The sequence below is a fragment of the Hamadaea flava genome, from assembly GCF_024172085.1.
GTDB lineage: Bacteria > Actinomycetota > Actinomycetes > Mycobacteriales > Micromonosporaceae > Hamadaea > Hamadaea flava.
Genome location: NZ_JAMZDZ010000001.1, coordinates 8,123,255 through 8,143,432, shown reverse-complemented (window position 1 = coordinate 8,143,432; position 20,178 = coordinate 8,123,255). Strand labels below are relative to the sequence as shown.

Below are 20,178 nucleotides of genomic sequence, written 5' to 3'. Positions count from 1 at the left end.
TCTACAGGATGGGCTGACGGCGGTCCGCCCGCCCCGCCCGGCCGTCGGGCGCCATCGGCAGCTCGTTCGAGGTGACCCGGACGAGCACGATCGCCGCTTCGGCCAGCAGCCCGACGCCGAGCCCGATCAGCAGCGACGGCAGACCGGAGGCGGCCCCGCCCGACCGGAACGCTCCAGTGACGACCGCGAAGACGACGCGTACGCCGATCGTGGCCGCCCACAGCCCGAGGGTGAGCCAGCGATAGCGGCACCAGGCGACGCCGTCCCGCAGGAACACCTGGACGGACGCGCCCCGGGCGAGGCCGAGGCCGATCGACAACGCCGCCTGCAGCGACAGGAGCAGCAGGTCCGCCACTGGCAGATGCCCGGAGCCGAGCTGGGCCACGCCCGCGATCGTCACGCCGATCGGAATGAGGACCATGCGCCGGCTCTGGACGGGTTGCCCGGCCATCCGGCGGACCATGGTCCACACGAGGATTGCGGCGATGAGCAGGATCTGCGCGTAATTCATGATCTCGACGGTAGGAATCCGCGCGCCGGAAGGCTCCAACCCACGGGTGGAACCTGGGTGGAACCGGGGGTGGAGGCGTCAGACGCGGTAGGTGACGCTCGCCGGATCGGAGCCGGTGTTCACCACCGCGTCCGCGCGGTCCCACGTACGGTCGGCGGCGAAGAAGTCGCTCTCCTCGGCCAGCCACCGCTCCCACAACTCCCGGACGTCGTGGTCCTGACCGTGATCGCGGGCGAGCCCTCGGGCCAGCCGCAGGTCGGCGGGCGCGTCCACGAAGACCCCGTACGCCAGCCGCCCCTCGGTCGCGAGCCGGGTGCAGGTGACCCCTTCGATCACCACCACCGGCTGCCAGGGCAGCGTCTTCCAGCCGCCGAGCGACCCGCCGCGCCAGTCGTTCGCCCAGTCGCGTACCTGGAAATGGGCGTCCTGACCGGCCAACAGCGGCGTGAGCACCTGCTCGTCGAACCGGGGCCACCAGCCGGCGAAGTCGTCCCAGGAGACGAAGTCGTCGATCTCGACCAGCCCGGCTCCGGACAGCTCGGCCAGCTGCCCGGCCAGGGTGCTCTTGCCGCTCCCGGCCCCGCCGTCGACCCCGATCACGCGTACGCCGTCAATCGCTGGGCGAGCCATCGCCTTGGCCAGAATGTCCTCCGCCATCGTCACGATCATGGACGATAGCTCAGTCGGGTTCTCCCGCATACGTCCCGAAGCTCCAGAGGACGCCTTCGGGATCACGGGCGGTGAACCCCCGCGAGCCGTAGTCCTCGTCGCGCAGCCCGCGCACGATCTTCGCCCTGGCCGCGACCGCCCGATCATGCAGCAGGTCCGGCTGGTCGGTGACCAGGTACACCGACCCGATGCCGGGTGACGTCCGCACCTCGTCGCCCTCGGCCGACCGGCTCGACAGCATCACTCCGCCGCCCTGGGGCCAGGTCAACTCGGCGTGGTCGATCACTCCGCCGTCGCCCTCGTACACAGCCTTCTCGGTGAAGCCGAACGCCTCGACGAGGAACCGGATCGCGGCGGTCCCGTCCTGGTAGCGCAACACCGGCCACACGGCCGTCTTGATCTCGCTCATGCCTTCACCCTGCCGCATCGCGGGCGGCCCGGCTTGGACGAATGGGAACTCAGTCCAACGGGCGCAACGGCAGATTCTCCTCGGCCAGCCAGGCCGTCGGCGCGGCACCGGCCAGGGCGCGCCACTCCCGATCCAGATGCGGCTGGTCGTAGTAGCCGCACCTGGCGGCGATCGCGGCCAGCGACAGTTTCTGCTCGCCGCGCAACAGCCGGTGCGAACGGTCGAACCGCGCGATGCGGGCCGCGTCCTTCGGCGACACCCCGAACTCGGCGGCGAACCGGGCCGACAGGTGCCGACGGCTCCAGCCGACCTCGGCGGCCAGCGCGTCCACGCGTACCGCGCCGGCTCGCATGACGATGGCGTCCCAGACGTGCGCGACCTCGGCCGCCGGGTCACGGTCGCGAACGCGGCCCAGGCGACGCGTCAGGACCTCGTCCAGCACGTCGAATCGCTGCGGCCAGCCCGGCGCGTCGGCCATCCGCTCGATCAGCTCGCGCGCGTCCCGGCCCAGCAACTCCGGCAACGGCACGACCAGCGCGGCGAGCGGGGCCGCGGGCAACCCCAGCAGATCGCGGGCACCGGCTGGAGTCAATTCCAGTTGTACGCCGTACTGCTCGCCGTCATGCGGAATGTACGCGGGGCCGACCGTCATCCCCGAGGCGAGCGACGCGTAGCCGCGTGGGGTCTCGGCCGCGTCCAATGCGACCAGGGTCGGCGCGGCGAGGCTGACCACCACGGTGACGCCCAGCGACGGCAGCCCCCGGTGTACGCCCGGTGCCTGGCCACTGTAGTGATATCCGCGGTACACCCCGACGGCATGCCGCAACGGCAGCGGGGCGAGCCGGTCCGCCGTCTCCGCGAGAGGCATGCCCCCACTGTCTCACGTGTCGAGCGCTCGCAGGGCCGGGACGAGCTGCTCCTCCTCGTATCGGAAATGCTCGTCGAGGTCGGCGGTCAACCGGTCCAGGCGGCCGAGCAGCGCACCCGGGTCGGTGTGTCCGATGTCGAGCAATCCCCGCAGCGTACGCAGATGATCCGCGACGACGACGTGTTCTTGCCGGAGGCGGGACAGCACCGGCCGCAGCTCGGGCACGGTGGCGTCGAGATAGGGAAAGGCCAGCGAATCCTCACCGGTGTGGTGTGCGTGCAGCGCTTCGCAGAACGCCACGCAGTGTTCGGCGAGGCGGTTGGGCAGCGCTAGCGGCTCATCCCCAGCACCGTCCGCGTACGCCTGGGCGGCCACACGGACTCGCTTGAGGTCCTCGCGGAGGGCGCGGTGGATATCGGCGAGCTGTCGTGCCGCCGCGCGAATGCGGGCGGCGGCCATGGAGTCGACCTGGCTGAAGGGCGTTGACATGGGTTGGCCTCTCCAAGAGCCGGTACGCTCAGCTAAGCAAAGAATTGGCTTTGAAAGCAAAAATACTTTGGAGACAAAGCTATGTCAACGGCGAAGCGGGCGGATCCGGCCGAGGGGTTGAGCGTCGACGACGGCATCCGGACCTTGTTGCTGCTCATGCCCCGGATGGTGGGCCGGGTCAAGCGCATCCGGATCCCCGAGGAGCTGCAGACGCTCGCCCTCGCTCCCCGGCACCTGTCGCTGCTGTCGTACCTGCTGTTCGACGGGCCCCTCACGGTCGGCGAACTGGCCCGCCGGCTGGAGATCGCACCGACCACCGTGAGCCTGATGATCGCCGAGTTGAGCAAACGCGAGGTCGTCGAGCGGACCGACGACCCCGCCGACCGCCGGCGCACCATCGTCAGCATCACCGAACCCCGGCGGCCGTCGATCGACGCCTGGCTTTCGCAGGGCGCCCGGGCCTGGCGCAAGGCCCTGGAGCCGTTGACCCCGGCGCAACGCAAACTGTTCGTGGACACCCTGGCCACCTACGAACGCGAGGTGCTCACCGAACTCGATGCCTGACTGGTGGGCCCACGGCCGAGGGCGGTTTAATGTGCGCGTGGTCGATCCCCCGCTGCCACCAGCCGCCGACCCCTGGCACGGCTCGGCTCCGGTTCCCCCGCCGCCGACGACGCCTATGCCGATACCCCCGACGCTCCCGCTGCCCCCGACGCTCCCGCTGCCCCCGACGGCGGCTGCGCCGCCGCTGCCGGTGCCATCTGCGGTGCCACCGCCACAGGTCATCGTCGTGGAGGTACGCCGTCGCCGCCGCTGGCCGTGGGTGCTGGGCGTGTTCGCCGTGCTGAGTCTGATCTGCTGCGGCGCCTGTGCGGTGATCACCGCGCCGCTCCGTGGCGAGTATCCGTCCCGGATCGCCGCCACTCCGTCCACTGTGGCCGGATTCGAGCGGGACGACAACGGCCTCGTCCGCCTCATCGCCGAGGAAACGAAGTTCCGAATCCGGGCCAGCGAGTACGTCGACGACAGCTTCGCCGACCGATTCGTCCACCCACGGACCGCCGGCCGCTCCGTGATCGCGTTCGGCGGCACCGGCTTGATCTGGGATCCGGCCGGCACCCTGAAGTCGGTGGTTCAGGGGGCCGGGCCGGATCTGCGTAACGTGGCCGACTACTCAGCGGGGCGACTCGGCGGCCTGCTCAAGTGCGGCGACGGCAAGGACGACAAGAAGCAGGCCGTCGTGCTGTGCGCGTGGATCGACCACGGCAGCATGGGTGTCGGCGTCTTCTACGGCAAGCCGTCGCACGCGGAGGCGGCCGCGTTTCTGCGTACGCTCCGCGAGGCGGTGATCATCCGCCCCTGACCGGCGTCAGCCCTGCCGGGCCTTCAGCCGCGGATCACGCTTGTTGATCACGAGCAGCTTGCCGTGCCGGCGGACGACGGCCGAACCGGGCTTCTGCTTGAGCGACCGCAATGAGCTGCGAACCTTCATCGCACTCCCCTTTCCTGGTGGAACGTGCGCTGCAACGTCGATCGGCCGGGGCCTATTCCCTGTTACCTGTGAGGTAATAGACCCCGCGCGCGGTCGGCTGCGAGCGTGATCGGCATGACACACAGCACCAAGGACCTGGTCCTGCACGGCTTCGCCGAGTTCGCCGCCGGCAACATCGAGATCCTCCGGACCCTGCTGCACGAGGACTTCGTCGAGCACAGCCCCGGCAACCCCTCCGGCCGGGACGCGTTCATCGCGTACATCGCGACCGCGCCGGTGGCCGGGGCGAAACTCGACCTCAAGCGCGTGATCGCCGAAGACGACCTGGTCGTCCTGCATTACCGGATGAGCACGCCCGACGAGGACCTCGCCGTCGTCGACATCTGGCGGCTGGCCGACGGCAAGATCGTCGAGCACTGGGACGTCGTGCAGCCGGTCCCCGACGACGCCGAGATCCCCCACGGCATGTTCTAGTGCAAGGCCCGGACGAGTTCGGTCCGGGAGCGGATGCCGAGCCGGTGGAAGATGTTGCGCATGTGGTGGTCGACGGTACGCGTACTGATGAACAGCTGAGCGGCGACTTCCCGGTTGGTCGCTCCGTCGGCCACCAACTGCGCGATCTGCAACTGCTGCGCGGTCAACGCCGCCGACGCGTCGAGCGTCGGCGTCGCGATGGGCTCGCCGGCCGCCCGCAGCTCGGCGCGTACCTGATCAGTCCAGTGAACCGCGCCGGTCGACTGGAACAGGTCCCACGCCCGGTGCAGGTGCTCGCGCGCGTCCCGGGGTCGGCGCGTACGCCGTAGTTCCTGGCCGAACAGCAGCTGGGTGTGGGCGTGTTCGAAGTCGGCGTCGGACGCCGCGTGCAGGTCCAGCGCCGCCCGGAAGTGCGCTTCGGCTTCGGGGCTGCCCCGTTCGGCCAGCAACGCCTGGCAGCGCCGGGCCAACGCGCGGCGTGCCGGGTCGCCGGTCTGCTCCGCCCACTGGTCGTACGCCTGCCAGGCGGGCCGGGCCAGGTCGGCCGCACCGCACCGAGCGGCCGCCTCCACCAGCGATGGGGTGGCCAGCACCTGCACGACGACGTGCCCGTGGCCGGTGGCCGGGTCGGCGATGCCCGCCAGCCGGCTCAGCGCTTCGGCCGACCGACCGGCGGCCAGGTCGAGCACGGCCAACGCCCAATCTCGCAGCACACGGGGGCGGCTGACCCGGCCGGCCTCGACCGGCGCCCGGAGCTGATCGAGGCGCCGGCGGCACTCCTCGGTCTCGCCACGTACGGCGGCCAGCACGGCGAGCAGCCCGAGATGATCGCCGACGTAGTTCTCCTGACCGCCCGCGCGGGCCGCCCGCAGCCCGGCCAGACAGGTCTGGTGGACCGCGTCGTGGCGGCCGAGCCACAACTGCGCGTACGCCATCAGCTCGAGCGTCACCGGCAGCACGGCCCGGTCGCCGGCCGCGTCGGCCGAGGCACAGGCTCGCTCGGTCACCCGCAACGCGGTGTGGTCGTCGCCCAGCAACAGTGCGGCGGCCCCGGCGGCGGCCAACGCGCCGGGTTCGCCGAGTCGTTCGCTGAGTGCGATCGCGTCGCGCAGGGCCGGACCAGCCTGGTCGAACCGGCCGGTGAAGGTCGCGGCGAACCCGTCGATCTGCGCGAACACGAATCGCAGTCGCAGCGAGTCGTCCGGTCGTCGCAGGGCTTCGGCGCGCGCCCGGACCTCGGCGATCCGGGGGTACTCGCCGGAGAAGCAGGCCGCCTCCGATGCTCGCATGAGGACGCTCACGGCGAGCGCCCGATGACTGTCGGCGAGCCGGTCGGCCGCCGCGAGCAGGGCGTCCAGGGCGGCTGCCGTCGCACCGGAGCGCAGCTCGATCTCGCCGAGGAGCAGGTCGGTCTGGCCGAGGACGCGGTCGGCTTCCGGCGTACGCGGAACGTCGGCCAGAGCCCGCCGGACGCGGCTGATCAGGCATCGGGCGTACGCCGGGCGGCCGGCCAGCCACACGGACCGGGCGGCGGCGACGAGATGGGCCGCCGTGGTCTGCGGATCGCCGGACAGGTCGGCCGCTCGTTCCAGGGCGACGGCGGCCTCATCGGGCCGGACGTTGCCGGTGGCCGCTTCGGCCAGCTCCGCCGCCAGGACCGGATCGGGCGCGTGCCCGGCCGCCGCCCGATGCAATGCCCGGCGCAGCCGATCCGGCGTCCGGTCGAGCAGTCCGGCCAGCAGCCGGTGCGCTTCGCGTCGCCGGGCCGACGGAGCCAGCTCGTACGCGGTCAGCCGCACGAGCGGCTGCGGGAAGGTGACGACGCCGTCGGCGACGCGTACCACTCCGGACAGTTCCGCCGGGCTGAGCGCGCCGAGCCCGAGACCGGCCGCCTCGGCCGCGCGGGCGAGCGTCGAGGTGTGCATCGCCTCCTCGGTCGCCGCCAGGAGTAGCAGTTCCCGGGTCTCCGACGGCAGACCCTCCACCCGCGCCCGGTACGCCTGCCGCAGTGGGCTGCCGCCGGGCAGTCCGCGTGGCGGGGGTGCGACGCCGGCCCGTTGCGCGGCGGTGAGCGATTCGGCCAGGTCGGCCAGGGCCTGCGGATTGCCGTGGCCGATCTCGGCGAGGTGCGCGGCGACGGCCTCGTCCACCAGGTCCAGCCGATCGGCGATCAGGGCTTGGCTGTCGGCGAAGTCCAGGGCGGCGAGCCGGAGCGTGCGTACGCCGTCGACGGGCTGACTGGTCGTGAGCAGTGCCGCGACCGGCCGGTTGCTCAGCCGCCGGGCGACGAACGCCAGGACGTCGCCGGTCGCCGGGTCCACCAGGTCGGCATCGTCCACACCGCACAGCACCGGGCGGCCCGCCGAGCCGAGCAGCGCCAGCACGCCGAGGCGCAGGGCAAGCCGGTCCGCTTCGGGGCTCCCCTCGCCGCGCAGCACTTGGCGTACGGCACGCTGGTGTTCGTCGGCCAGCCGGTCGACGCCGCCGGCGAGCGGTTCCAGCAGCCGGATGAGTCCGGCGTACGGGAGATGCGCCTCGGCGGCCACCCCGGCCGTCCGCAACACGGCGAACCCCGTCGCCGTACGCTCAGCGTGGTCGAGCAGCGCCGACTTGCCGAGCCCGAGGTCGCCGCAGATCGTCAGGGCGCCGCCTCGTCCGGCGGCGGCTCCCGCGAGGAGGCCGGCGATGGCGTCGGCCTCCCGGTTCCGGCCGCGCAACCGAGATACATGCACTGTCGATGCAAATACCATGCGGTCCAGTGTTACCCACAGGTAACGGCAGGGGAAGAGGGCGACGCGATGCAGCCGGGGCGGGCACCCCGGCTGCATCGATGCGCGTCAAGCCCCAATCAGGCCGGAATCAGGCCGGACAGGTGTCGCGATAGTCGGACACGGACAGCCCCGACGGCCCCGGGCAGAGCCAGGGGTCGTAGCGCGTGTCGTCGTCGACGTACCGCTTGAGCCAGGACACCATCGACACCGCCACGGTCGTGTTGACCGTCTGCGGGAAGAAGTGGCTGGCGCTGCGCAGCTCCAGGTACGCCTTCTCCGACGCCGCCGGAATGCTGGTGTAGAACGGAATCGAGTGGGTCGCGACCGGCGCGACGGTGTCGGACTGACCGCCGACGATCAGCGTCGGCACCCGTACGCCACTCCACGACTTGTCCGTGTTCCATGGTGCGAGCGGGATCGCCGCCTGCAACGACGGTCGCGAGTTCGCCGCCCAGAGCGTACCTCCGCCGCCCATCGAATGCCCGGCCACCGCGAGCCGGGACGAGTCGACGCGGGTCCGCACCGAGCTGGTGTTGACCAGGTAGTCCAGCGCCGCGAGGAGCTGCTGGCCCCGGCTGGTCGGCTGGTCGTAGATGGTGTTGGTCTCGATGCCGATCACGACGAAGCCGTGCGAGGCCAGGCGCGGGCCGAGCCAGGACAGGCTGGACCAGGTCGCGGTGAAGCCCGGCGAGATGGCGATGCCGCCGAACGTCCCGTCGGCCGTGGTCGTCGGGTAGTAGATCCGGCCGCCGCCGAATCCGCTCACGATCGACGGCACGCTGATCGACGAGGTCGCGTAGGGACCGCTGCTCGCCTCCAGGATCGCGTCCGTCGGGTTCGGACCCCGCTGGTACGGGTTGAGCGCGTGCGCCGGGCTCGCCACGGCCGCGCCGACCGCGAGAGTCAGCGCCAGCGACAACATGGCCAGCAGCCGGGATCTGCGAAGGTGCATCTGCCCTCCCGGGGGAAGTGGCCCGCCGGCCGCAGGGGGAGCGCCGGCCGGACGAGCCGAAAATATTGACAGATGCGATTCTTTTAAAGGAGCCGGTCGCCGCGCATCGGCGAAATCACCTGTCCGGCGGGTCAATCACGGCCCTGCCACGTCGCGACGCACGCCTCGTTGCCTTCCATGTCTGCCAGGACCCACCAGGCCGGCGCGTGCTCGGTGGACACCATCCGCCCGCCCGCGGCGAGCGCGGCCGCGATCCGCGCCTCGGCCTGATCATGTGGCACGGAGACATCCAGATGTACGCGATTGCGCTGCGTCCGGGCGGTATCCATGATCTGGAACCCCACCGACGGGCCACGCCCACGGGGATCGACGAGATCGTCGTCGGCACCGGCGCGGTAACCGAGCAACGCCGCCCAGAACGGGCGCACGTTCACCGGAACCAGGGCGTCGACGGTGAGGTTGTAGCACTGCAGCGGACCAGAGTCGGCCGAGATGCCCAGGTCCCGGGCGGCCGCCGAGATCTGGCGGGCCAACGCCACGTCCCGATGACTCAGGCCCTCGACGTCGTGCGTCCAGAGGCGTACCGTCACGCCGGGATAGCGCAGGTCGACGTCGGGATGGTGATTCACCTCGTCGGCCAACCGGCCGATCTCCGCGACGAGGGCGACCCCGGTGGCGAACGATCCCGTGTCGAAGTACGCGCATGCCCCGTCGAAAAGTACCCGCCAGTCCCCGACCCCTTCGGCGTCGTGGAATTGCCGTGCCGTCATCCGGTCGGTCATCCCCCCACCGTAACCCGGTGACCAGCACCGGCCCGTCACGCCGCGCGTTCGGCGCGGAGGTATCGCAGTCCACGGTCCAGAAAGGTGCCCGGGTTCGTGTCGAGGTACTTGGCCCAGCCCGGCGACTTCTCGCCGCGCAGCCAGGCGTACCGGGCCAGGGCGTAGCCGTACATCGGCTCGGTGAGATAGCCGAGCCGGCTCGTGCTCCGGTACGCGTACTCCCCACGCACTTCGCGCCGGTTGTCCAGGGCCGAGTTCGCCGTGAAGATCCCCAGGCCGAAGAAGACGGTGAGCAGATCGGTGAGCGGCTCGTGATCCGCCCGGTCGGCGGTGATCCGCTGATCCCCGAGCAGCAGCAGATGCCCCAATTCGTGGGCGATCGTCGCGACCAGCGCCATCGGGTTCGCTGCCTGGTCGTCGCGGATGCCGATGATCGAGCGGCCGTTCTCCAGCCGGTAGTCGCCGGCCGCGCCGGACGACTGCGTGGCCACCGGGACATGCGCCGCCAGGCCGTCGGAGTCATCGGCGTCGCCGTGCTCGATCGTGACGCGCCCCGGATCGACGCCCAGGTGCTCGCACAGCCGCCCGACCACGGTCCGGACGTCGTCCCGCGTGCCACGGTAGACACCCGGGAAGTAGTCGTCGGTCGGCAGCACCACCTCGCCGAGCAGCCGAACCCGGCCGAACTGGGCGACGAACCAGTCCAGCGACTGCTCGATCCACTCCTGCTCCACCGGGCGTACCGGGCAGCTCGGGCGACGCCACCATGCCATGTACCGCATTGTGCGCCCCCACAGCCACCCCGCCCCAGCTGCGCTGGGACGGCACAGCGTGCCGGGCTCGTCGATGGGGGCGAGCCCGGCACGCGCCCGGGTTACCGGCGCATCAAGGCGAAGACGCCCCAGCCGAGGTACTCACGGCGATAGCGCGCGTACCTCGCCGGTCCGTCCCGCAGTTCGGCGCGGAACTGCTCGGCCAGTTCGTCGTCGGGGTTCTCGTCGAGCCAGCGGCGGAGGTTGAGCCACTGCGCCCCCGTGTAGCGGTCCCAGCTGTCCTGGTCGGCCAGCACCATCTCGACCACGTCGTAACCGAGGTCGCCGAAGTGGCTCAGCAGGTCGGGCAGCGGGCGGTACGCCTCCTTGGCGTGCGCGTGCGACTCCGCCACGGTCGTCTCGTCCGGCGGGTCGAGCCGCCAGTACGGTTCGCCGATCAGCATCAGGCCGCCGGGCCGGAGGCTGCGTTGCAGCAGTTCCACCGTTCCGGTGAGGCCGTCGCCGATCCACGTCGCGCCGATGCAGGCGGCGAGACCGACCGGTTCTTCGGCGATATGTCCGGCCGCGTCGCCGTGGACGAAGCGTACGCGGTCGGCGACACCCAACTCAGCCGCGCGCGCCTGGGCGCTCGCGGTGAAGTGTGTGCTGATGTCGACGCCGACCCCGGTGATGCCGTGGTCACGAGCCCACGTGCACAACATTTCGCCGCTGCCGGAGGCCAGATCGAGGGCGTTCGTCCCGGGCGTCAGGCGCAACGCCCGCCCGAGGATGTCGAGTTTCTCAGGACTGAACGGGTTGTGAATGCGGTGACCGCTCTCGCGGATGACGAACGGGCGTGGAAGATCCACGATGGATGCTCCTTGGACTGGACGGGATCAGGACTGAACCATGAAGTCGGCCCGCCACGGGGGCGGACGCTGCCTGAACCGTCATCCAATGCACCTCATCAGGTCGTCGTGTCAGAACGCGGTCACCGTACGCGCGAACGCCCGGCCGGGCATCCGATTTTCTCGGCGTCCGGCCGGGCGTTCCTCGAGATGGTCAGTTGGTCGCGGCGGGTGCGCTGCTGCCCCCGAACAGTTCGGGAACCATCGAGGCGACCGCGGCGATCGCGGCGAAGACGGCCGCCCAGCCGAAGGAGGTCTTCAGCGTGCTGTCGCCGAGCCAGGCGATCCCCCAGCCGATGAAGCCCAGGGCACCCACGATCATGCCGACCCACTTGCCGGTCTTGACGTTGTCGGCGAGGCCCGCGCCCAGGCCGTTGGCGCCGGCGACGGTGAAGACCGTCGCGGCGACGAGAAGAGTGGTCTTGGCGCCTTCGCCATCGGCGAGCGCGAAGCCGATGAAGGTACCGACCGCGAGGACGAGGCCGACGCCGGCGCAGGCGTAGCCCCACTTCTGAACGTTGCTCATGTCACCCTCGATTCGGAGAGGCGATGGGGTTGCTAGCACCGTACGCCCGGAGTGAATGAATGACTCCGCTCCGTCACCTAAACGACTGGCATCGACGTCATCCGATCCGGGTCAGGTCTTCGAAGGACCCCGCGAACAGCCGGTAGGCTCGGTCTACATCGGCCGGATCAGCTCCCGCGACCAAGTCGAGGAGCAATCCGCGGACGACCGCCACACCGACCCGGATCGCCTCACGGCGTACGCCCGGCGCCAACTCGGCTCCACTGTCCAGCCACGGTTCGGTGAGGCCGCTCAGCAGCTGGTCAGCGCCGGCCGCCCCCTGCGCCGCCAAGCCGAGGACCTCGAAGAACAGGCGCACGAACGGGCGTGCCTCGGGGCTGGAGACGCGCTCCCACAGGGCCAGCATCAACTCCTGCGCGGTCTCGTGGCGCGCGGCCAGCTCGGTCATCACCTCCCGCTGCTGCCGCTCGACCGCCTCGACGATCGCCGCGAGCAGGCCCTCGCGCGTACCGAAGTGATAGAGGAGCATCCGATGGCTGCTGCCGATCCCGTCGGCGATCTCCCGGAGGCTCTTGGCGCCGATGCCGTTCTCGGCCGCGTACGCCGTCACCCGATCCAGCATCTCCGCCCGCGCGCTTGACATGTACCGAATGGTACATTGACGTCATGCGCTGGGAGAACACGGTCACCATCGACGCACCCACCAACCGCGTGTGGGAGCTGACCACCGATGTCGAGAACCTGCCGTCGATCACGCCGACGATGCGCCGCGTCGTCCGCCTCGACGACGGCCCGCTCCACGAGGGCAGCCAGGCCAAGATCTGGCAGCCGGCCCAGTCCCCCGCGATCTGGACGGTGACCCGGCTTGAGCCGGCCCGCGAGTTCACCTGGCAGACGCGGCGACTCGGCGTGACCATGACCGGGCGGCATCTGCTGGACGGCGACGACGTCAGCTGCCGGAACACCCTCGTCCTCGAGCTGTCCGGGCCGGGCGCCAAACTCCTGGGAGCCTTGCTGGGCAAGACTTTCGCCAAAGCGCTGGCGACCGAGAACGCCGGACTCCAGCGGGCGGCCACCGCTCCCTGAGCGCGCGGCATGATCGTCGGCCGCCGACGATCAGCTTCGGCTGAGCCCCACGAATGGCGGCAGCCGCCGATCATGGAGGCGCGAACCCCCAAGATCGGCGGCCACCGACGATCACCGGGTCACCGGCGTCACGGCGTCACGGCGTCACGGCGTCACCGGCGTCACGGCGTCACTGCCTCACGGCATCGCGACCAGGTGGCCGTGGACGGTGTTGGCGAACGCGTACCCGTTGCTCGCATCCCAGTTGATCGACCACGTCATCGCGCCCCGGATGCTCGGCCACTTGGCCGGGGGCACGAAGCTGCCGCAGTTCGTCCCGGCCGCCAGGCAGTCGAGCGCGTTGTTGACGACGCCGGGGCCGACGTAGCCGCCGCCCGCCGCGGAGGTGGACGAGGGCAGGCCGAGGGCCACCTGGTCCGGTCGCAGCGCGCTCTGAAGCTGGATGCAGGCCAGCGCGGTCAGGAAGTTGATCGTCCCCTGCCCGTACGCGAACATCTGGTCGCAGCCCAGCATGCCGCCCGAGTTGTAGAACTGGGTGTGCACGATGGTCAGGATGTCGCGGATGTTGAGCGCCAGTGCGAAGTACGTCGTCCCGGTCGACTGCATGTCGATGGTCTGCGGCGCCATCGTGATGATCAGGTTCGCGCCCGCCTTCGACCGCAGCGACCGCAACGCCTGCTCCATGTAGGTCGCGTTGAGCCCGTTCTCCAGGTCGATGTCGACGCCGTCGAACCCGTAGCTCGTCATGATCGCGTACACGCTGTTGGCGAAGTTGGTCGCGGCGGCCGCACTGGACACCGAGACGGTGCCCTTCTCGCCGCCGACGGACAGGATGACCTTCTGGTTGCGCGAGTGCAGGGTGGCGACGTCCGCCTTGAACTGGGCGTCGGTGTAGCCGCCGAGCGCACTCGACAGGCCGGAGTCGACGCCGAACGTCACGCCGCCGGCCGAGCCGGGGTCGGCGTTGGCGAACGCGATCGCCACGATGTCGTAGGTCGTCGGGACCGCCGACAGCCGCAGCGGCGTCGCGCCGTTGGTGAAGTTCTGCCAGTAGCCCGTGAGGAGGTGCTTGGGCAGCGTGCCCGTGGAACATCCGGTGGTCGTGCCGGTCACGCTCGCCGAACCCGATTCACCACTGCTGTTGTACGCGCGGACGGCGTACGTGTGGCTGGTGCAGGCGGTCAGCCCGGAGATCGTCGCCGACGTCCCCGTGACCGTGGTCTTGAGCGTCGTCCCCTCGTACACCCGATAGCCGGTCACGGTCCCGGTCGACGCGTCCCAGGCGAGCCCGAGCGACGTGTCCGCAGTGGACGTGACGCGGGCGTTGCCCGGCGTGCCGGGAACCCCGGTGCCACACCCGGTGGTCGTGATCGTGACGCTCCCCGAGTGCGCCGACTCCCCCACGCTGTTGTACGCGGTCACGTCGTAGGTGTGGCTCGTGCAGGCGGTCAGCCCGGAGATCGTCGCCGACGCCCCCGTGACGGTCGTCTTGAGCGTCGCACCCTCGTACACCCGGTAGCCGGTCACGGTTCCGGTCGACGCCGACCAGCTCAGTGCGGCCGAGGTGTTCGTGATCGTGCCGGCGGCGGGCGTACCGGGGACAGTGGGAACGCCTGCCCCGGCCGTGCCCTGCAACGAGACGTCGTCGGCGTAGTAGTCGCCGGTGCCGTACCAGCCGTGCAGGAACACCTGCACGCTGCTGCTCGACGCGGTGAACGTGACGGTGAGCTGGGTCCAGTTCGTGGCGCTGGGCGTCCACGTCGACGTTCCGCCGGTCACCCCGAGGTAGACGTAGCTGCCCCGGACCCAGCCGGTCAGCGTGTACGACGTGCCCGACACGACGGAGACGGTCTGCGTGCAGTTCGCGTTGTCCGAGCTGGACGCCGCGCCTCGCAACGCCTTAGTCCCCGTACGCGCGGGGGTGGTGACGACGCTGCCCAGGCTGCCGGAGCAGCTCCACGGGCTCAGCGCGCCCGTCTCGAAGCCGCCGTTGGACAGCAGTTCGGCCCCGGTCGCCGGAGCCGCCGGTGCGGCGAATAGCAGGACGGCGGCCGCGACCAGCGCCGTGATGCGGGAAAGCTTCATCGTTGCTCCTCCAGCGGAGAACCGAGGAACCTATAAGGAAGCTTTATTAAATATTTGAGGACACGCCTGCGTCAATGGACGCCGTAGGCAGCGGATCACGGTTGCGCATGCTTCCGCAGGCCCGGAAAGCATGCGCAACCGTGATCCGCACGGGGTTACGGGCTGGTGCAGGTCAGTGTGGGAATGCTGGTGGTACCGGTCGACGTCCCGTTGAAGCCGAACGTCGCCGTCCCGCCCGCGCCAAGCGAGCCGTTGTACGACACGTTCTTCACCGTGATCGCCGACCCGCTCGTGGTCAGCGTGCCGTTCCACAGTTGGCTGATCGTCTGCCCGTTGGCGTACGTCCATTTCACGGTCCAGCCCGTGATCGGGGCGCTGCCCGCGGTCACGGTCACCTCGCCGCCGAAGCCGCCGGGCCACGAACTGGTGACCTTGTACGCCGCCGTGCACACCCCCGACGACGAGGTCGGCGAGACCGACGCCGACGGCGACACCGAGGCGGAGGGCGAAACGGACGCCGACGGCGAGGTCGACGTTGAGGTCGAAGGCGAGCCGGTCGAGCCACCCGAGGTCGTGTACGCCGCAGCCGTGTACGGAACGGAGCACTGCGACGAGCACGGCAGGCTGAACGAGTACACCCGGCCGCCGTTGATGAGCGCATCGGTGACGTCGCGTACGCGGATCTGGAAGGAGGTCGCACCCGAGGTGAGCCCGCCGATGATGTAGGACTGGCCCATGTCGCTGTTCATCGCGGCGGTGTGCCACGTGCCGTCAGCGAAGTACTCGACTCCGTGGATGCCGTTGGCCAGGTGGGACACGGCGATGGCCGGCCACCACTGCTGCGCCCCCTGCAGGAAGCCGATGCTGATGTCGCCGGTGTAGTTGGGCGCGGGCACGAACTTCCAGCTGATGTGCCGGTTGTTCCAGTGGTTCGGGTAGAGGTCGGTCAGCGTCGTGCCGTTCTTGACGAACGTGTTCAGCGATCCCTTGGCCAGGTCGAGGTGGTACGGGTCGTCGCGGCACCAGGCGTTGCCGTCGCCGCAGCTGTCGGCGACCAGCATGGTCAGCGTGCCGCCGTTGTACGCGTCGGCGACCCACGACCCGTTGCGGCAGAACGCCTGGTTCGGTGCGCCGTCGTTGACGCCGGTGCAATAGTCGGCGATCGAGACCTGGACCCAGCGGCCGCAGTTGCGCCCGTTCTCCCACATCCCGGTCTTGGCGGCGTCGGGCACCGGCCGCGTCGAGTACGCATAGTCGCCGGGCGTGTTGAACACGTTGAGGGCGACGAAGTTCTGACTGTCCAAATTGGCCTGAGGCAGTCCGCAGCCGCCGTACGGCGAACCGAGGGCGTCGAACCAGGTGGCGTTGGCGGTGACCGGCGCAGGCGGATCAGGCAGCGCGAGCGCGGCGCCGGCATAGCCGACGACGAGCAGGACAGCCGCGAGAACCGTGGAGCGCAGCAGGGTCACGCGCCTCATGTGAGGCACGCGCACGGGACATCCTTTCTCCGAGTCACGCCGTCCGGTGGCTCTGGGCGGAGCCGGACCCGTCCGGTGGGAGTGGACGGCGATGGATGTCCTGACTGTAATCCCGTAGTGTCCCACTATCGAGTGGCAAGACGTTTGAGTTACGCGGAATCGGGTAGGCGCGACCTTCGTGACGACGGACGAGTATGACGCCGGCAGCCGGATGGGAAGAGCCTGGTTGCAGACCGACGACGGCCAGCGCTGGCGGCACGGGCTCGGCGGGGGAACCTCGTTGCTCCGCGACGCGATGCGCGCCCTGTCCGCTCGGCACGGCCGTGACTACCAACGCGGGTTTCTCGACGCGACGCAGACCCGGCGCTCGATCCGCGAACCACGCCCGCTGGGGAAACGACCGGAACGGGTCAGCGTCACGCTGACCGTCGAAGAGGATCTCGCGTTGAAGAGCTTCCGGCTCGGCGACGGCGTCACACCCGCCTCACGCCTGCGCGCGATGCTGGCGGTGTACTGTGCCGACCCGGACTTCCGCGCGCGGGTCGATCAAGAGGCGCTGGCCAGCCGGGCGCTGAGGGCGATGCGGACGGCGACGGGGAACCGGGACATGAAACGCCCCGGTCGCTGAGCGAATCGCCGTGAGCGACGCGCCCGCGACCGGGGCTGGCCGGTCCTCAACCGGTCGGGGTCAGTGCGTTCGCCTCCGCGGGATCCCGCGCAGCCAGACACACGATGCTCGCGTGCCGCGCCGTCGGGCACGGATCGGGCACGTCACATCGTGGGCAGGTGGCGCTCCCCTCCGGTGGGGTGTGCGCCGCCAGCAGTTCCCGGGCGGTCATCGCCAACGGGCTGTCCGGCGCCACCACCGGCATCTGCTCGACCGGAGGTGGTGGGGCGGCGGCCGGCACCGCCGTCCGTCGTTTGCGAGCCATCACGGCCCTCCCTGCATTCGCACTGCTCATGCTGCCCCGGATGGGCAGCCTTCCCCTTGTCAACGAGCCGTGCGGGAGGGCCGTGCCGCGTACCGGGATCTTCGGCGCGACCGGTCAAGCCGACCGGACGAGGGGCAACCGGAGAATCGTCCGGGCGTCCGGCGGCGAATGCGGACCAGGATCGTCCAGATAGATCTCGTGGTACTTCCCCTTGACCGCATAGCCGTGCGTACGCGCGAAATCGCGCAACATCCGCAGGGCGGGCGCCTTGTCGCGCAACGATCCGGTGTACAGAACCTGCGCGACGGTGCCCTCGTCGAGGCTGGCGACGCTGATGTCCGACAGCAGTCCCTCGGGCACTATGCCGCGCAGCGTCGCCGAAGCCTTGGCGACGTCGGCGGTTCCGGTTTCCAACGGCACCTTCTGCAGCAGTGACCAGCGCCAGGCGTGCATGCGCTCGGGACGCATCGGGCCGCCGTCCGCCGACCACCACAACGCCTCGGTCGGGTGTACCGGCAGCCGAAGGGCGGTGGCGACGCGGCGCAGCGCGTCGGCGTACGCGGGAAAGGCGTCGGGCGCGCCATGGCCGTCGAGCGTCAGGTATCGCGTGAGACCGGTAGTGGCGATCGCGGGCCGGGAATCGACCGCCGGCGGTCCCGTCATCAGGATCTCGTCCATTTTTCGGGCCTCCGTTTCACTGGAGGCAGTACCCGCCGAACGGCAGCCCAACACTGTTGATCAGCGATTCGGCTGCTGATCAACGGTTCGGCTGGGCGAGGCTGATCTCCGTGAGCACGGACTTCGCGTCGGTCAACGCCAGTTCGCCGTCCTCCCGGGCGAGGTCGCCGAGCGAGATCACGCCGACGACGCGGCCGCCCGAGATCACCGGCATCCGGCGTACGGCGTGCTCGCACATGATCGCGACGACCTGATCCAGCTCCTCGTCCGGGCCGACGGTCACCACGTCCCGGCTGCACACCTCGCCGACGTGGGTGGTCTCCACGCCCCGGGAGTCCGCGATCCCCCTTATGACGATGTCCCGATCAGTGACTATGCCGACCACGTGGCCTCGATCGGTCACGATGAGGTCGCCGATGTCGTAGTCGCGCATCAGCCGCGCCGCGTGGACGATCGAGTCGGTCGCCTCGATCGTCACGGGGTCGCCGGTCATCACGGTCTCCGCGGTGAGCCTCATCCGGAGCTGCCCGCCTGCTCCGGCGTCTCGCTGATGTGCACCGAGGCGAGCTTCCACAACCGCCCGTCGCGTACGCCGACCGCGGTGATCCGGCAGTGTCGCCCGAAGGTCTCGCCTTGGTCGTGACCGGCGCATTCGTGGTCGCCCACGGCGACCGCGGAGTCACCGTGCAGGCGTAGATCGACGGGATCGACGGTGAACGTCGTGTGGAACAGCCGGCCGTCCCGCCGCCGGGCCAGCCAAGCCTGCTTGTCCAGCACGTGCCCGGCCCGGTCCACGCCCAGGAAGTCGTCGGTCAGCAACTCCTCGACGACGTCGACCAGACCGCGGTACTCCGCCGTGGTCCACAGCCGCAGCATCGCCCGCACCTCGGCCTCGGTGGTGCTCCGAGCGGGCAGAACACTTGTCATGACGACCCCTTTCCTCGGTCGTCGCCCCTCAAACCTCAGTCTGCGCCCGTCCAGTCCCCCGCGCCATCGCCGACGCCGCCGTTCACGCGATCGGCCACCCCGGCGTGCTGTGCACGCGCCCCTCGGAGGTCACCACCAGACCCTCGTACCCGTCCAGGGTCGCCAGCCACTCCAGTGCGCTCGTGCCCCGTGCGAACGCCGCGGTCGCGTACACGTCGGCCCAGAGCAACTCCGGGCCCAGCACACTGACCTGGCGCAGCCCGATCGGCGGCTGTCCCGTGTGCGGGTCGACGATGTGCGTACCGCGATGGCGCGTTCCGGACGTCGCCAGCGCTCCCCGCCGCATGGTCACCGCGCGCAGGATCTTGTCGTCGCGCATCGGATCCTCCACGCCCAGGCGCCAGGCGGGCAGCCCGTCCGGCGCGTGCACCAGCACATCGCCGCCCGCGTTCACGCACCAACCGTGGTCCGCCGGCAGCCGCCGCGCGGCCCGCTCCACGGCCCACCCCTTGACCAGGCCGGAAGGATCGGTCCGCGGTGCGCCGCCCAGTGGGTCGGGCAACGATCGCGCGTCGAAGAATCCACTGGTACGCACAAAGGCCTGATCGCAGCTCGCCAGTACCCGGCCCAAGAGCGGATCCGCAGCGGCCAGGGTCAGCTCGCCGCGCTGCCAGCGGCTGATCTCGCTGTCGGCGCGATAGGTGCTGAAGATGTCGTCGGCACGCCGCAGTTCGGCGAAATACGCCGTCACCGCGGCCTCGACAGCGGGCGTGGCCGGATCGGCGCCCCGCAGGTGGACGCTGATCGGCAATCCCATGATCTGCTCGACCCAGGCCCGCTGGACGAACCCAGCCGCCGGCACGGTCATGACAGGTGGGCGGCGTCGAGGGCCGCCTGCAACGACTGGATGTAGCCCTCGCTGGTGACCGTCGCGCCGGAGACGGTGTCGATGTTCGCGCTCTGCTGCGAGATCACCGAGTCGTGCAGGATCGGCAGGGCGTACTGGTTGATCTCCTGGTCCCGATGGTTCTCGGTGGGGTACTCGACCGCCTCGACGTCGGTGATCTTGCCGTTGGCGACGGTGATCCGCACCTGCACCGGACCCCAGCGCGTCTGCGCGACCGAGCCGTCGTAGGTCTTGCTGCCCGAGGTGGTGGTCGTGCCGTTCGTGGTGCCACCGCTAGTCGTGCCGCTCTTCGTCTGCTGCTGCGTGGTCGAACCCGAACCGGTGGCCCTGGCAGCCCCCGCGGTGTTCGCGGGCGTCACCGCGACCGTGTCACCACCGCCGGAGCCCATGGTGCTGGTGCGGTAGCTGAACAACAGCACCACCGCCGCCACAGTGGACAGCAGCCATAGCGTGATCCGCCGCATCTCTTCCTCCTACCGCTT

General features: G+C 70.2%; 26 protein-coding genes and 1 pseudogene. 5 read left to right on the top strand and 22 right to left on the bottom strand.

What is annotated here, in order from left to right; all coding sequences use genetic code 11:
* Position 1 precedes the first annotated feature (1 nt).
* The 5 genes from HDA40_RS38030 to HDA40_RS38010 all read right to left on the bottom strand — a co-directional run bounded on the left by HDA40_RS38030 (position 2) and on the right by HDA40_RS38010 (position 2,946).
* A complete protein-coding gene (locus HDA40_RS38030) occupies positions 2-511 on the bottom strand; it encodes a hypothetical protein (protein ID WP_253762854.1) in 510 nt (169 codons plus the stop codon).
* 78 nt (positions 512-589) lie between these two features.
* A complete protein-coding gene (locus HDA40_RS38025; protein WP_253762852.1) occupies positions 590-1,168 on the bottom strand; it encodes a uridine kinase family protein in 579 nt (192 codons plus the stop codon).
* 22 nt (positions 1,169-1,190) lie between these two features.
* Complete coding sequence (locus tag HDA40_RS38020) at positions 1,191-1,589, bottom strand: VOC family protein (RefSeq protein WP_253762850.1); 399 nt, start codon at positions 1,587-1,589, stop codon at positions 1,191-1,193.
* 49 nt (positions 1,590-1,638) lie between these two features.
* Positions 1,639-2,457 (bottom strand): AraC family transcriptional regulator, encoded by an 819-nt coding sequence (locus HDA40_RS38015; RefSeq protein WP_253762848.1) that lies wholly within the window; start codon positions 2,455-2,457, stop codon positions 1,639-1,641.
* A 12-nt stretch (positions 2,458-2,469) separates the two neighbouring features.
* Entirely contained in the window at positions 2,470-2,946 is a 477-nt protein-coding gene (locus tag HDA40_RS38010) for a hemerythrin domain-containing protein (protein WP_253762847.1), read from the bottom strand.
* A gap of 81 nt (positions 2,947-3,027) precedes the next feature.
* Here HDA40_RS38010 and HDA40_RS38005 point away from each other — a divergent pair, with 81 nt between their 5' ends.
* Positions 3,028-3,510: a MarR family winged helix-turn-helix transcriptional regulator gene (locus HDA40_RS38005; RefSeq protein WP_253762845.1), complete on the top strand. Its 483-nt coding sequence runs from the start codon at positions 3,028-3,030 to the stop codon at positions 3,508-3,510.
* 37 nt (positions 3,511-3,547) lie between these two features.
* Positions 3,548-4,309 carry a hypothetical protein gene (locus HDA40_RS38000; protein ID WP_253762844.1) on the top strand — a complete coding sequence of 254 codons (762 nt, stop codon included), beginning with the start codon at positions 3,548-3,550 and terminating at the stop codon, positions 4,307-4,309.
* Positions 4,310-4,315: 6 nt separating this feature from the next.
* Here HDA40_RS38000 and HDA40_RS37995 read toward each other — a convergent pair whose 3' ends face one another.
* A complete protein-coding gene (locus HDA40_RS37995; RefSeq protein ID WP_253762843.1) occupies positions 4,316-4,438 on the bottom strand; it encodes a ribosomal protein bL36 in 123 nt (40 codons plus the stop codon).
* 114 nt (positions 4,439-4,552) lie between these two features.
* Here HDA40_RS37995 and HDA40_RS37990 point away from each other — a divergent pair, with 114 nt between their 5' ends.
* A complete protein-coding gene (locus tag HDA40_RS37990) occupies positions 4,553-4,912 on the top strand; it encodes a nuclear transport factor 2 family protein (protein WP_253762841.1) in 360 nt (119 codons plus the stop codon).
* Here the strand turns inward: HDA40_RS37990 and HDA40_RS37985 are convergent.
* The 7 genes from HDA40_RS37985 to HDA40_RS37955 form a co-directional block, all read right to left on the bottom strand.
* Positions 4,909-7,644, bottom strand: coding sequence for a helix-turn-helix transcriptional regulator (locus HDA40_RS37985; protein ID WP_253762839.1), 2,736 nt, complete (start codon positions 7,642-7,644; stop codon positions 4,909-4,911). The two genes, HDA40_RS37990 and HDA40_RS37985, sit on opposite strands and share 4 nt — an antisense overlap.
* A 127-nt stretch (positions 7,645-7,771) precedes the next feature.
* Complete coding sequence (locus HDA40_RS37980) at positions 7,772-8,635, bottom strand: alpha/beta hydrolase family protein (RefSeq protein ID WP_253762837.1); 864 nt, start codon at positions 8,633-8,635, stop codon at positions 7,772-7,774.
* A gap of 131 nt (positions 8,636-8,766) precedes the next feature.
* Positions 8,767-9,417, bottom strand: a complete 651-nt coding sequence (locus HDA40_RS37975) for a 4a-hydroxytetrahydrobiopterin dehydratase (RefSeq protein WP_253762835.1) — start codon at positions 9,415-9,417, stop codon at positions 8,767-8,769.
* 35 nt (positions 9,418-9,452) lie between these two features.
* The gene (locus HDA40_RS37970; protein WP_253762834.1) at positions 9,453-10,190 is read right to left on the bottom strand and encodes a hypothetical protein; all 738 of its coding nucleotides are present in this window, start codon (positions 10,188-10,190) and stop codon (positions 9,453-9,455) included.
* Between the two features lie 101 nt (positions 10,191-10,291).
* On the bottom strand, positions 10,292-11,038 hold the full coding sequence (locus HDA40_RS37965; protein ID WP_253762833.1) for an SAM-dependent methyltransferase: 747 nt from the start codon (positions 11,036-11,038) through the stop codon (positions 10,292-10,294).
* Positions 11,039-11,231: 193 nt separating this feature from the next.
* Complete coding sequence (locus tag HDA40_RS37960) at positions 11,232-11,603, bottom strand: hypothetical protein (RefSeq protein WP_253762831.1); 372 nt, start codon at positions 11,601-11,603, stop codon at positions 11,232-11,234.
* 97 nt (positions 11,604-11,700) lie between these two features.
* A complete protein-coding gene (locus HDA40_RS37955; protein WP_253762829.1) occupies positions 11,701-12,246 on the bottom strand; it encodes a TetR/AcrR family transcriptional regulator in 546 nt (181 codons plus the stop codon).
* Between the two features lie 23 nt (positions 12,247-12,269).
* On the opposite strand from HDA40_RS37955, the gene HDA40_RS37950 reads away from it, so the two are divergent.
* The gene (locus HDA40_RS37950; protein ID WP_253762827.1) at positions 12,270-12,689 is read left to right on the top strand and encodes an SRPBCC family protein; all 420 of its coding nucleotides are present in this window, start codon (positions 12,270-12,272) and stop codon (positions 12,687-12,689) included.
* Between the two features lie 177 nt (positions 12,690-12,866).
* Here HDA40_RS37950 and HDA40_RS42660 read toward each other — a convergent pair whose 3' ends face one another.
* The 3 genes and pseudogenes from HDA40_RS42660 to HDA40_RS37940 form a co-directional block, all read right to left on the bottom strand.
* Entirely contained in the window at positions 12,867-14,378 is a 1,512-nt protein-coding gene (locus tag HDA40_RS42660) for a chitinase (RefSeq protein WP_372503211.1), read from the bottom strand.
* Positions 14,376-14,774 (bottom strand): annotated as a pseudogene (locus tag HDA40_RS42370) (carbohydrate binding domain-containing protein); the annotation flags it as partial. The pseudogene HDA40_RS42370 and the gene HDA40_RS42660, both read right to left, overlap by 3 nt.
* 155 nt (positions 14,775-14,929) lie before the next feature.
* Positions 14,930-16,252: a cellulose binding domain-containing protein gene (locus HDA40_RS37940; protein ID WP_253762824.1), complete on the bottom strand. Its 1,323-nt coding sequence runs from the start codon at positions 16,250-16,252 to the stop codon at positions 14,930-14,932.
* Positions 16,253-16,430: 178 nt separating this feature from the next.
* On the opposite strand from HDA40_RS37940, the gene HDA40_RS37935 reads away from it, so the two are divergent.
* Positions 16,431-16,880, top strand: a complete 450-nt coding sequence (locus HDA40_RS37935; RefSeq protein ID WP_253762822.1) for a hypothetical protein — start codon at positions 16,431-16,433, stop codon at positions 16,878-16,880.
* A 46-nt stretch (positions 16,881-16,926) separates the two neighbouring features.
* On the opposite strand, the gene HDA40_RS37930 is transcribed toward HDA40_RS37935, so the two are convergent.
* From HDA40_RS37930 to HDA40_RS37905, 6 genes are all read right to left on the bottom strand, one after another.
* Positions 16,927-17,184 (bottom strand): hypothetical protein, encoded by a 258-nt coding sequence (locus HDA40_RS37930; protein WP_253762820.1) that lies wholly within the window; start codon positions 17,182-17,184, stop codon positions 16,927-16,929.
* A 114-nt stretch (positions 17,185-17,298) separates the two neighbouring features.
* Positions 17,299-17,847 (bottom strand): GyrI-like domain-containing protein, encoded by a 549-nt coding sequence (locus HDA40_RS37925; RefSeq protein ID WP_253762819.1) that lies wholly within the window; start codon positions 17,845-17,847, stop codon positions 17,299-17,301.
* A gap of 94 nt (positions 17,848-17,941) precedes the next feature.
* Complete coding sequence (locus tag HDA40_RS37920) at positions 17,942-18,379, bottom strand: CBS domain-containing protein (protein WP_253762818.1); 438 nt, start codon at positions 18,377-18,379, stop codon at positions 17,942-17,944.
* Positions 18,376-18,789, bottom strand: a complete 414-nt coding sequence (locus tag HDA40_RS37915; RefSeq protein ID WP_253762816.1) for a nuclear transport factor 2 family protein — start codon at positions 18,787-18,789, stop codon at positions 18,376-18,378. The genes HDA40_RS37920 and HDA40_RS37915 overlap by 4 nt, the downstream gene beginning before the upstream one ends.
* Before the next feature lie 82 nt (positions 18,790-18,871).
* Positions 18,872-19,657 (bottom strand): FAD:protein FMN transferase, encoded by a 786-nt coding sequence (locus HDA40_RS37910; protein WP_253762814.1) that lies wholly within the window; start codon positions 19,655-19,657, stop codon positions 18,872-18,874.
* On the bottom strand, positions 19,654-20,160 hold the full coding sequence (locus HDA40_RS37905; RefSeq protein ID WP_253762812.1) for an FMN-binding protein: 507 nt from the start codon (positions 20,158-20,160) through the stop codon (positions 19,654-19,656). Before HDA40_RS37905 ends, HDA40_RS37910 begins: the two co-directional genes overlap by 4 nt.
* Positions 20,161-20,178 lie beyond the last annotated feature (18 nt).

Excerpts from the sequence above, each read along its gene's own strand:
- HDA40_RS37920 (WP_253762818.1), bottom strand. The coding sequence starts at position 18,379 with ATGAGGCTCACCGCGGAGACCGTGATGACCGGCGACCCCGTGACGATC.
- HDA40_RS38010 (WP_253762847.1), bottom strand. The coding sequence starts at position 2,946 with ATGTCAACGCCCTTCAGCCAGGTCGACTCCATGGCCGCCGCCCGCATT.
- HDA40_RS38020 (WP_253762850.1), bottom strand. The coding sequence starts at position 1,589 with ATGAGCGAGATCAAGACGGCCGTGTGGCCGGTGTTGCGCTACCAGGAC.
- HDA40_RS38030 (WP_253762854.1), bottom strand. The coding sequence starts at position 511 with ATGAATTACGCGCAGATCCTGCTCATCGCCGCAATCCTCGTGTGGACC.
- HDA40_RS37940 (WP_253762824.1), bottom strand. The coding sequence starts at position 16,252 with ATGAGGCGCGTGACCCTGCTGCGCTCCACGGTTCTCGCGGCTGTCCTG.
- HDA40_RS37930 (WP_253762820.1), bottom strand. The coding sequence starts at position 17,184 with ATGGCTCGCAAACGACGGACGGCGGTGCCGGCCGCCGCCCCACCACCT.
- HDA40_RS37970 (WP_253762834.1), bottom strand. The coding sequence starts at position 10,190 with ATGGCATGGTGGCGTCGCCCGAGCTGCCCGGTACGCCCGGTGGAGCAG.
- HDA40_RS38005 (WP_253762845.1), top strand. The coding sequence starts at position 3,028 with ATGTCAACGGCGAAGCGGGCGGATCCGGCCGAGGGGTTGAGCGTCGAC.
- HDA40_RS37975 (WP_253762835.1), bottom strand. The coding sequence starts at position 9,417 with ATGACCGACCGGATGACGGCACGGCAATTCCACGACGCCGAAGGGGTC.
- HDA40_RS37990 (WP_253762841.1), top strand. The coding sequence starts at position 4,553 with ATGACACACAGCACCAAGGACCTGGTCCTGCACGGCTTCGCCGAGTTC.
- HDA40_RS37950 (WP_253762827.1), top strand. The coding sequence starts at position 12,270 with ATGCGCTGGGAGAACACGGTCACCATCGACGCACCCACCAACCGCGTG.
- HDA40_RS37980 (WP_253762837.1), bottom strand. The coding sequence starts at position 8,635 with ATGCACCTTCGCAGATCCCGGCTGCTGGCCATGTTGTCGCTGGCGCTG.
- HDA40_RS37905 (WP_253762812.1), bottom strand. The coding sequence starts at position 20,160 with ATGCGGCGGATCACGCTATGGCTGCTGTCCACTGTGGCGGCGGTGGTG.
- HDA40_RS38015 (WP_253762848.1), bottom strand. The coding sequence starts at position 2,457 with ATGCCTCTCGCGGAGACGGCGGACCGGCTCGCCCCGCTGCCGTTGCGG.
- HDA40_RS37995 (WP_253762843.1), bottom strand. The coding sequence starts at position 4,438 with ATGAAGGTTCGCAGCTCATTGCGGTCGCTCAAGCAGAAGCCCGGTTCG.
- HDA40_RS37960 (WP_253762831.1), bottom strand. The coding sequence starts at position 11,603 with ATGAGCAACGTTCAGAAGTGGGGCTACGCCTGCGCCGGCGTCGGCCTC.
- HDA40_RS37915 (WP_253762816.1), bottom strand. The coding sequence starts at position 18,789 with ATGACAAGTGTTCTGCCCGCTCGGAGCACCACCGAGGCCGAGGTGCGG.
- HDA40_RS37910 (WP_253762814.1), bottom strand. The coding sequence starts at position 19,657 with ATGACCGTGCCGGCGGCTGGGTTCGTCCAGCGGGCCTGGGTCGAGCAG.
- HDA40_RS37925 (WP_253762819.1), bottom strand. The coding sequence starts at position 17,847 with ATGACGGGACCGCCGGCGGTCGATTCCCGGCCCGCGATCGCCACTACC.
- HDA40_RS38025 (WP_253762852.1), bottom strand. The coding sequence starts at position 1,168 with ATGGCGGAGGACATTCTGGCCAAGGCGATGGCTCGCCCAGCGATTGAC.
- HDA40_RS37955 (WP_253762829.1), bottom strand. The coding sequence starts at position 12,246 with ATGTCAAGCGCGCGGGCGGAGATGCTGGATCGGGTGACGGCGTACGCG.